Genomic DNA, 8,911 nt, shown 5'->3' with positions numbered 1-8,911 from the left:
GCACCGCGTCAGCGCCGTCGATTTCGCTGACCCGGACCTGCACGTCTTCTTTGGCAGAGGTCGGGATGTTCTTGCCGATAAAGTCCGGCCGGATCGGCAGCTCCCGGTGGCCGCGGTCAATCAAGACCGCCAGGGCAATCTTGCTCGGCCGCCCCTGGTCCATGATGGCGTCAAGCGCCGCCCGGATCGTCCGGCCAGTGTACAGGACGTCGTCAACCAAAATGACCGTCTTGCCCGTCAAGTCAAAGGAAGTGTCAAAGCTGGCAATGGCCTTGGCTTTTTCTTCCTGGCTGAGGTCGTCGCGGTAGGCGGAGATGTCCAGGGACAGGACCGGCAGCTTGCGGTCTTCGATCTTGGCCAGGCGGTCGCCGATTCTTTGGGCCAGGTACCAGCCTCTGGTCTTGATCCCGATCAAAACCAAGTTTTCGGTCCCCTGGTTGCGTTCCACGATTTCATAGCTCATTCTGGTCAGAGCCCGGCGGATCCCGGCCTCATCCATGATTTGTTTGCTCATTTTTATTCCTCTTTTTTATTCTCTTCTTTAAGTCAGTATGCTATTTTTTTAGCTCCGTTAAGCATCGCTAACCATTTTATAAGATCGGATCCTATTCCGTCAAATTCCGCCAGTTCTTTTCATAAGCGCTGGCGATCAGGTCCAGATACTTGTCATAGTCAAGCGATTCAAGGATGGCTTCCTGTTCTTCTGGGGCCAGCAGGTTGATGGCCCGGTTCTCCACGTGCATGGACCAGTCCGGCGACAGGTTGGGAATCTTTTGAACAGTGGCTTCCCGCCCCTTAGACAGCTTGCCCAGGCCGTTGGCTCTAAGGACTTCCAAAGCCTGCTGGTCGTGCTGAATCACGGCTTCCCCGCTCCGCTTTCTCTTGTTCAGCATGGCCGGGGTCAGCTTTTTGGCAGCGGCTGAATACAGGTGCACGGTCTTTGAAAGGCCGTCTTGATAGATGAAGACCCGGTTGTAGCGCTGCAGGATCAAGAGCTGGCCGGCATCCCCCAGGCCAAAAATACAGTTGGCCCGCTCCCGGCTGTGGTTGGCCGAGAGCACGTTTTGAAACATTCTGAGCCGGTGGGCCGGGTCAGGAAAAGCCGTCTTGGCTTCTTCCAGAATCTGCCGGCCGGCCTGCCAGTCAAAGGGCGCCGTCAGGTCGCTTCTTTTTTCCAGCAGATAGCGGCTGAAGGCCCAATCGATGATGGCCGGGTGGGCCAGGGACTTGGTCGGGCTGGTGTCTTTCCGGCAGGCCAGGCTGCCTGAGGCAGACAGGACCTGCTTTAAGTCGGGACTGGCCTCCAGACGGTTGTTGGAGTCTTTGGAAAGCAGGTAGAGTTCTTCAGGAACGATTTCCACCCCGATTTCGGCTGCTTCCTTGGCCAGGATCTGCCGGTTCAAGTCCGCGTCCAGGACCGAGTAAAGCCCATCAGTATTGGTCGACACGATCCGGGCCCCGGCGTAGGTCTGCGCCTGCCCGATCATATAAGTGAACAGCTGGCCGATGATCCGCATGGACCGGATCCGGTTGTTCATTCTGATGGAAGACGGTACCTGCCCCTCTCTAGGGTCGGCGGCCCCGGTAGCTGAGTTCAGGATCAGCTTGGTTCCTTCTCTTTCGATGTTGAACATCCGCCGCTCTTCTGAACTGTATTTAGGGTCTGAGCGCTTCTGGTCCAATTCCTGCTTTCTTTCAAAAATCGCCGTGTAGCGGTCTTCCCCCAGGCGGTCATTGTAAAAAGCGTTCAAGCGCCGCAGCATGTTTGGATAATAAGAGGTAAAGTCCTCGTGGTTGGTCAGGTCGCTGGATGTGTAGGCATAGCGGTCGTCCAGTCTGACCCGGCTGCCCTGCTTTTTGAAGACGGTTGGCTCATCCTGGCTGAAATCACGCCAGAACTGGCCGCGGTCGGCCGGATCGGTCTGCTCCATCAGCTTGATGGTGGCCTTGGCCGTCAGGAAGGTCTGGTACTTCTCCACCCGCCCGTCTGGCAGGGTGACTTCCCGGGCCTTGCGCAAGTCGAGGGGATCCGGATAGAGCTTTTGCACGTAGGCCAGGTCGGCCTGCTTTTTCTCCCAGAGGGCATGGTCTTTTAAAAAGAGCTCCCGGTTGTATTCAGACCCGTGCAGACCGCCGACGGAAAAAGTAATGTAGCAGGTCGAGGGCTGGCCGTCCTTTTGATAGTAGAACAGGTTGGTGTCCGTGTTCTCCATCTCGCTCAAGTCGCTGACCGGCAGGGCCTCATCCCCGTAGTCTTCCTGGTATTCCTTGGAAGGGTTGAAGTTCTTGCCGGCAAACTGCTTGTAGTAGTCATACACCCGGTCAAACTTCCGCCGCAGTCGTTCATCTGGGAAAAGCTTGTAGAAAAAGTCCCGGCTTTCTTCCAGGATGTCCCGCTGCTTTTCCCCGGTCTTTTCTGCCACGCTGGCTGCCGGATAAAGAAAGGAAACTGCCCGGTCGTCTTTTAAGCGCCCGTAAGGGCACAGGGTCCGGCGGGCAAAATTGGCTGAAGTCGAATCAATGGTCAAGCGGTCTTTTCTGACGAATTCCGGACCGATTTTGGGCTTGTAGCTCTGCCCGTCTTCTTGGTAGACCAGGTCCGGATACCGGGCCAGCAGGCCTTTTTTCAAGATGAACTGGCCCTGGTAGTAAGGGTGGCAGAACAGCTCCTTCAGATTGACCACGTCAGAGACATTGTAGGCGATCAGGTCAGCCAGTTCTTCAGCGCTGGACAAGTAGTCCTGGCCAGGCTTGAGCTTGTCGCTTTCCAGGATCTGCCAGCCCAAGAGGCCCAAAAGGCGCTTGAGCCCCACCCGTCTTTGCCGTTCATTGAGCTGGGCCACGTCAAGGTGCCGGCCGCTCATCTGGAAATTTTTGGCAACGAGACCCATCGTCTTGTCCTGCCAAAGGCGCAGGCGCATGTTGCCGATATAGCGGCTGAAAAGCTCGTCGTTAAATTCCCGCATCTCCCTGGCCGTGACGGCTTCAAACTGGTCCCGCTTGCCGCTGGGGCCGGGCTGCCAGGAGCGGGTGAAGTAGTAAGCCAGCATGGTCAAGTCATAATTGCTGGAGTTGTAGCCCATCAAGTAAGGAGCCGCTGCTTCCTGGTAGTCTTCATCAGTGTCGCAGACCGGACGGAACTGGTCCGGAAAAGACGATGGCGCCTGGGGATCGTTGACGTACTGGGCATCCGACAAGCCGAAGGTCTGGGCCAGGCGGGCGGCGGCAGGAGCTGAACGCAGGTTGAAGTAGTAGATCTCCCCTTTAAAATTCTGGTTTTTCTCCCTGATCTGCTTGGCAGCCGCTTTCTTAAAGTCCAGGCTGTCGCCGTCGTTAAGGGCGGGATCGTCGACTATATAATAGATGTCGACCCGCTGGTCATCTGGCCGGTAGCAGGACAGGGTAAAGGCGTTGGTTAAAGATTCGATATCGTAAAAATAAGCGTTGAGTCGGCTCATGTTTTTCCGTCCCTTCTTCTGGTTAACTTAAATTCTATTTTAGCAAATGCAAAGAAAAAAGCGGGCCCTTAGGTCCGCTCACGTGTTTTGCCGTGCAGCTGCTCATAGCGCTCCAGCGGCATCGAGGTTACATGATAATTTCCGCAATAAGGACAACGATAAGCCCGAATCGGCATCGGCCGCCAGTGCTCATGGTTGATTTCACGAAGGTGAACGGTCACTTCTTCTTGATAGAGAAACAGATCGGCGTCAAACTTCGTCTTAAACGGCCGCTTGCCGCTGGGACAAGCCAGCAGCCTGCTCCGCCGGGCCTTTCGGTACGCCTTGTTGGCTTGACTCTTCGTCATTGCCATGCCCCCTTTCGGAATTCTGATCGGCTGATCACTGAATTCTTATGTTGCTATTCACTTTCTAGCTTGATTTTAGCACCTTTTCCAGGCTGACTCAATTAATCGCCTCTGCTGCTGACAATTTGGTAAGCGCTCTATTGTTTTTTGTGAAAATAAGTAAGATAATTAATTAGTGTGTAAAGAATATTCTAGGAATTCTTAGGAGGCAAAATGAAGAAAATTACTAAATCTGTTGTGACTGCTTTGTCATTGGCCACGGCCAGCTTGACTCTGCTCCCACAAGCCGCCGGCCAGGCGCAAGCTGCAACCGCGGTTAAGACCAGCAAGGAATACAAGGACGGCAGCTATACCGTCTCTGCTGCTTTCTACGACAGCGGCAGCAACGTCTACTCCACTGAAGCCAGCTTTTTAACGGCAGCTGCAGCCAAGGTAACGATCAAGAGCAAGAAGACTCCGCAGTATCCTTCACGCTCAGCAAGGACAGCCCGGTTTACAGCAGCCTGACGATCAACGGCCAGACTGCCAAGACCAGCAAGGCTAAAGACGGCAGCGTAACCTACACCTTCGCTGCCAGCGCCTACCAAACCAGCTCAAAGACTGCTTCACTCACGGTCAACGGCCAGAAGTTTACGGCCGACGTCGTTTTCGGCGCCCTGCCGGACTCAGCATACCTGACGGTCACTGAAACTTCCGCCACTGCCAAGAAGCTGGTCAAGAAGAACTCAGCCGTTTACAATCGCAGCGGCGCAAAGACCAAGGACAAGTCCATCAAGGCTGGCAAGACCATTACCACCTACGGCGTTTTGACCCGGGGCAGCGTCAAGTACTACAAGGTTTCCAAGACCGCGTCCAAGTACATCAAGGCTTCCAACGTTGATGGCAGCTGGATCACTTTGAAGAACAGCGCCGCCGTCTACACCAAGGACCTCAAGAAGACCAAGACCAGCTACAAGAAGGGCAAGAAGGTTTACGCTTATGCCTACGCTATCTTGGGCGGCGAAAAGTACTACAAGCTGGGGACCAACAAGTACATCAAGGCCCTGAGCGCTGACGGTCACTACATCACCTTGAAGCACGGCGCTGTTGTCTACAGCAAGGACCTTAAGAAGACCAGCACTTCATATGGCGAAGGCAAGAAGGTCCTGACCTTCGGAAGCACCAGCTTGAACAAGCGCAAGTACTACCAGGTCGGCCAAAACAAGTTCATCGTTGCTTCCAACGTTGACGGGACTAAACGGACTTTGAAGAAGAACGCTTACGTTTACAAGAAGTCCAAGGGCAAGGCCGTTCGCTACAAGAAGTACGTTCTGAAGAAGAACAGCCAGCACAAGACTTACGGCAGTGCCGTAACGATCAACGGCAAGAAATACTACATCATTGCTGTCGGTCAATACGCTGTCAAGTCCAACTTCCGTTAATCCAACAAACTCCTGCCTGAAATGGCAGGAGTTTTTGTTTTTAGTTTTTCTTTATTTTTTCCACAGCTTTTCTTAGCAGCATGTTCATCAAATGAACACGACTGACCGCTATTCTTACAGTACAAGTTCAAGAGAACTTGTTGTTAAGCAAAGGAGGCAGAAATTATGCTGAAACTGTTTACTCAAATTGTCACGATTGCTTTGGCGCTTCTGGCACTGCTCGGCTACAAGCGCTCCCGCCGGCGGCTAGCAACGATCCCCGTCCGCCAGCGGCGTAACTGATTGCGACTTCCCTTTTCCCCAAAAATCCATTAATCTGCTGGCGCGCCCGCGCTGGCCAGCATTACATTTAATTTCACATTTAATTTCATATTTCATATCAATAACCTCCATCTCAACGACAAAAAGCTCTAGCCTAGGCTAGAGCTTTCTTGCTGTCGTGTTTCTTTTTTAAAGGTTCTGGATCCACTTCAATGAAGCGGTAAGGTTCAGCTTGACCGGGTCACCGTACTTGGCGTCCTTGTTCAGGTCTGCCAGGTCAGTCGTGTCAAGATAGTAGACATAGCGGTAAGTTGACTTGCTCCCGCTGTCAAAAGTTACCGTAAAGACATCGTTGCCGTTGACGCCGGCGGCCAGGGCACTCTTGACCTTGTCCCAGGCTGAGGCTGGAATTGCCTCTCCCTTTTCTCCAGTCAAGCTGCTTGCCAGCAGGCTGTTAATCGTCGTAACGTCGGCCTCCGGCAGGGCAGAACCAGCGGCCAGCGGCTTGTCGATCGTGACGCCGTCAAGCCCCCAGACCTGGGTCAGGCTTGGCTGGGCACTGGAAGTCGCGGAAACAGAATCCTGCTTGTCCTTGACCAGGGTCGCGGTGTAGTTGGCAGTCAAGGCATCCCCGTATTTAGCGCCGCTGTTGGCCTTGAGGAAGTTGGCCAGCTTGTCCTCGTTACTGTCGCCTTCAAGCCAGTATTCCCAGTGGTACTTGTTGCCGTCTGCATCAGTAAACTGGGCGCTCTTGATGGCATCGCTCTGGCCGCTGAGGCCGCTGAAGAGGGCCTTCAAAGAGCCTTCGCTGATCGCGGTGCCCTTGGTCCCGTTCAGGTAAACGGCAGCTGCCTGGCTCAAGTAGTCATCCAGCTGCACGCTTTGTCCAGCAGACAAAGCATTCTCAGCTGGCAGAGTTACGCCGTCAGTCCCGTAAACGGCACTGATCTTGGTCGTTACGGCTGAAGCGGTGTTTTCCGGAGAAGTATAGCCTTCCATCATGCCCTTGTAGACCATCAGCGACTGCAGCGGGTAGCCGTGGTCATCAAAGAGGCCCATGTTGTCCCAGGTTGATCCGCCCCAGGTTTCCTTGCCGTTGTAGTACATTTCGTTGTCAGGCGCATAGCCGATAGCGTACTTGGAAGCCCAGCCGGTCCCGTAGACATTGGCCAGCTGCTTGTTGTAGTTCCAGCTGTTCCAGCCGGCTCTGACCGCGATCTGGGCTGGTTCCCAGTAGAAGGCGCCCACGCCGCCGCCCTGGACCAGGGACTTGTAAAGGGCAGTCAGTTCATCGACCTGCCCTTGCGGGCCAACCGCGTAGTCGCTTGGAGCATAGCCGATGTTGTTGCCGGTGCCGTCTGAGTCATTGACGTTGTTCAGCCAGCTGGTTTCCATGACCACCAGCCGCTTGCCGAATTCCTTCTGGGCCATCTCTTGGACCTTTAACAGGTTGTCCGGGTTGTTGTTGGAGCTGCCCCAGAACGGGTAGTAAGAAGTCCCCAGGTAGTCGTAGTCAACGCCGTTGTTCTTCAAGACGGTCATGATCATCCGGTAGCGGTCGACATCTGGCGTTTCAAACTGGACAGCGATCTTGGCATCCTTGTCAGCACTTCTGACAGCCTTGGCCGCGGTTGCCAGGTAGCTGGCAACCGTCGTGCCATAGTTGCTTTGCCAGAAAGTGGTCCAGTTGCCGCTGGTCAGCTGGTCGGCATCGTAGCCAAAGCAGCCCTTGGTGATTTCGTTGCCGATCTGGACCATTGACGGAGCCACGCCGGCCTTGGCCATGTCAGTCAAGACCTTGCTGGTGTACAGGGAGATTGACTCGTTCAGTTCAGCCTTGGACAGGTTCTCCCAGGCCTTAGGCAAAAGCTGCTTGGCCGGGTCGGCCCAGAAGTCGGAGTAGTGGAAGTCCAAAAGGACCTTCATCCCGTACTTCTTGGCCTGCAGGGCCGTCTTGATCAGGCCCTCCTCGTCGGTGTTCCCGCCGCCGTAGCCGTTGCCGTCAGCATTGTAAGGGTTGTTCCAAAGGCGCAGGCGGACCCAGTTGACGCCAGCTTCTTTCAAGACGTCGAAAAGGTCGGCTTCTTTGCCGCTGAAGTCATAATACTTCACGCCGGCCTTGAGCATGGCCTGGTAGGTTGACACGTCCACCCCGCGGGCCATGTCGTCGCTCATGCCAGGGATCTTCTCCACCTTGACGCTTTCATACTTCAAGCCGGTTTCAGTCCCGTTCTGGTAAGCCGCGGTGATTTCGTCAGCCGTCTTTTTGCTGGTTGGCGTTTCATTGACCGCGTCGCTGTTGTTGCCGGATCCTTCAGTCAAGGTCGCGGTAAAGTTGGCCTTGATGCTTTCCCCGTACTTGACGCCCTTGTTGAGGGCCAAGAAGTTGGCCAGCTTGGAAGCACTGTCCGTTCCTTCAAGCCAGTAGGCGTAATGGTAGGTCTTGCCAGCCGCATCCGTATAGTTGCTCGTGCCGACATAGGCCGTGTCATCGCCGCCGATTCCGGCTTCAATCGCCTGCAGCACGTCCTGGCTGATTTCGGTTCCAGCCGGGCCGGTCAGCAATGATGAAGAGATATTGGCCAGCAGCTGCTTGCTTTCATCAGCCGTGAATGCCTGCCCGTCCTTCAAGCCGTCCTTGACGCTGACCTTGTCTTGGCCGTAAACCTTAGTCACAGACGGGGCAAGGGTTGATGAAGCCTGCGCTGGCTGGGTCACGGATTCAACCTTGTAGATCAAGCCGGCCAAAGTTCCGTTGTAATAGCCGGCCCCGACGATGCTTCCTGCAGCGTCAGCCGAACCCAGCTTGCTGACCAGGTCCTTGACGAATTGGGCGGCAGTTTCATTGTTTTTCGAAACGTCAGCCTTTAAGCTTGCAAGCACTTTGCCCTGCATTGAGCTGTTCTTTTCCATCAAGGAAGCAATAACCGAACTGTCTTCCTTGACGCTGCCTTGGGCCAATAACTGGGCCATTTCGTGAACAGCTGATTCCTGGTAGCCGTTCTTGGATTCGGTCCAGTCGTACTTGACCCCTTTGTTCAGCTTGACCGCTGTCAGAAATTCCGTCTGGTCGCGCAGCAGCTGGGCATGGTCCAGCCCGTCCTTGACAGCGCCGGTATTGTCAAGGGATACTTTGATCCCGTTCAAGGTCTTGCTGGTGTTTTTGGCGATTTTGCCAGTGGCTTCAGCGTAATACTGCTTGCCGTTAACCGTGACGAACTGGTTCTTGACGACCTGGCCGTTTGCGTCATAGTAGTAGGTTTGGCCGTTGGTCGTCTTGAAGGCGTTCTTGGTTGGCTGAGCCGTGGCCGTGACTGCCTTCTGGGCGCTTTGCAGCGCCGGCGCCTTGGTGGCTTTGACGGCCTTGCTTGCGCTGGCAGTTTTGGCAGCCGCAGTGCTGGCACTAGGCTTAGCAGCTGCAGTG

6 protein-coding genes are annotated in these 8,911 nt (G+C 54.8%); 2 read left to right on the top strand and 4 right to left on the bottom strand.

Annotation, left to right across the window (positions count from 1 at the left end):
• From pyrR to lacNas_RS08330, 3 genes are all read right to left on the bottom strand, one after another.
• A partial coding sequence (gene pyrR, locus lacNas_RS08340; RefSeq protein ID WP_201346773.1) for a bifunctional pyr operon transcriptional regulator/uracil phosphoribosyltransferase PyrR occupies positions 1–514 on the bottom strand: 514 nt, incomplete at its 3' end.
• 91 nt (positions 515–605) lie between these two features.
• A complete protein-coding gene (locus lacNas_RS08335) occupies positions 606–3,458 on the bottom strand; it encodes a hypothetical protein (protein ID WP_201331067.1) in 2,853 nt (950 codons plus the stop codon).
• Positions 3,459–3,526: 68 nt separating this feature from the next.
• Positions 3,527–3,805 (bottom strand): hypothetical protein, encoded by a 279-nt coding sequence (locus lacNas_RS08330; RefSeq protein ID WP_201331066.1) that lies wholly within the window; start codon positions 3,803–3,805, stop codon positions 3,527–3,529.
• A 213-nt stretch (positions 3,806–4,018) separates the two neighbouring features.
• On the opposite strand from lacNas_RS08330, the gene lacNas_RS14295 reads away from it, so the two are divergent.
• Together lacNas_RS14295 and lacNas_RS14290 are read left to right on the top strand one after the other, a co-directional pair.
• Positions 4,019–4,312, top strand: a complete 294-nt coding sequence (locus tag lacNas_RS14295) for a hypothetical protein (RefSeq protein WP_244660687.1) — start codon at positions 4,019–4,021, stop codon at positions 4,310–4,312.
• Entirely contained in the window at positions 4,309–5,226 is a 918-nt protein-coding gene (locus tag lacNas_RS14290; RefSeq protein ID WP_307865707.1) for an SLAP domain-containing protein, read from the top strand. Before lacNas_RS14295 ends, lacNas_RS14290 begins: the two co-directional genes overlap by 4 nt.
• Positions 5,227–5,676: 450 nt before the next feature.
• Here the strand turns inward: lacNas_RS14290 and lacNas_RS08320 are convergent.
• Positions 5,677–8,911: glycosyl hydrolase 53 family protein (locus tag lacNas_RS08320; protein WP_244661447.1), on the bottom strand; the 3,235-nt coding region annotated here is incomplete at its 5' end.

It is taken from the genome of Lactobacillus nasalidis (assembly GCF_016587775.1).
Classification (GTDB): Bacteria; Bacillota; Bacilli; order Lactobacillales; family Lactobacillaceae; genus Lactobacillus; species Lactobacillus nasalidis.
This window is presented reverse-complemented; position numbering and strand designations above follow the sequence as displayed.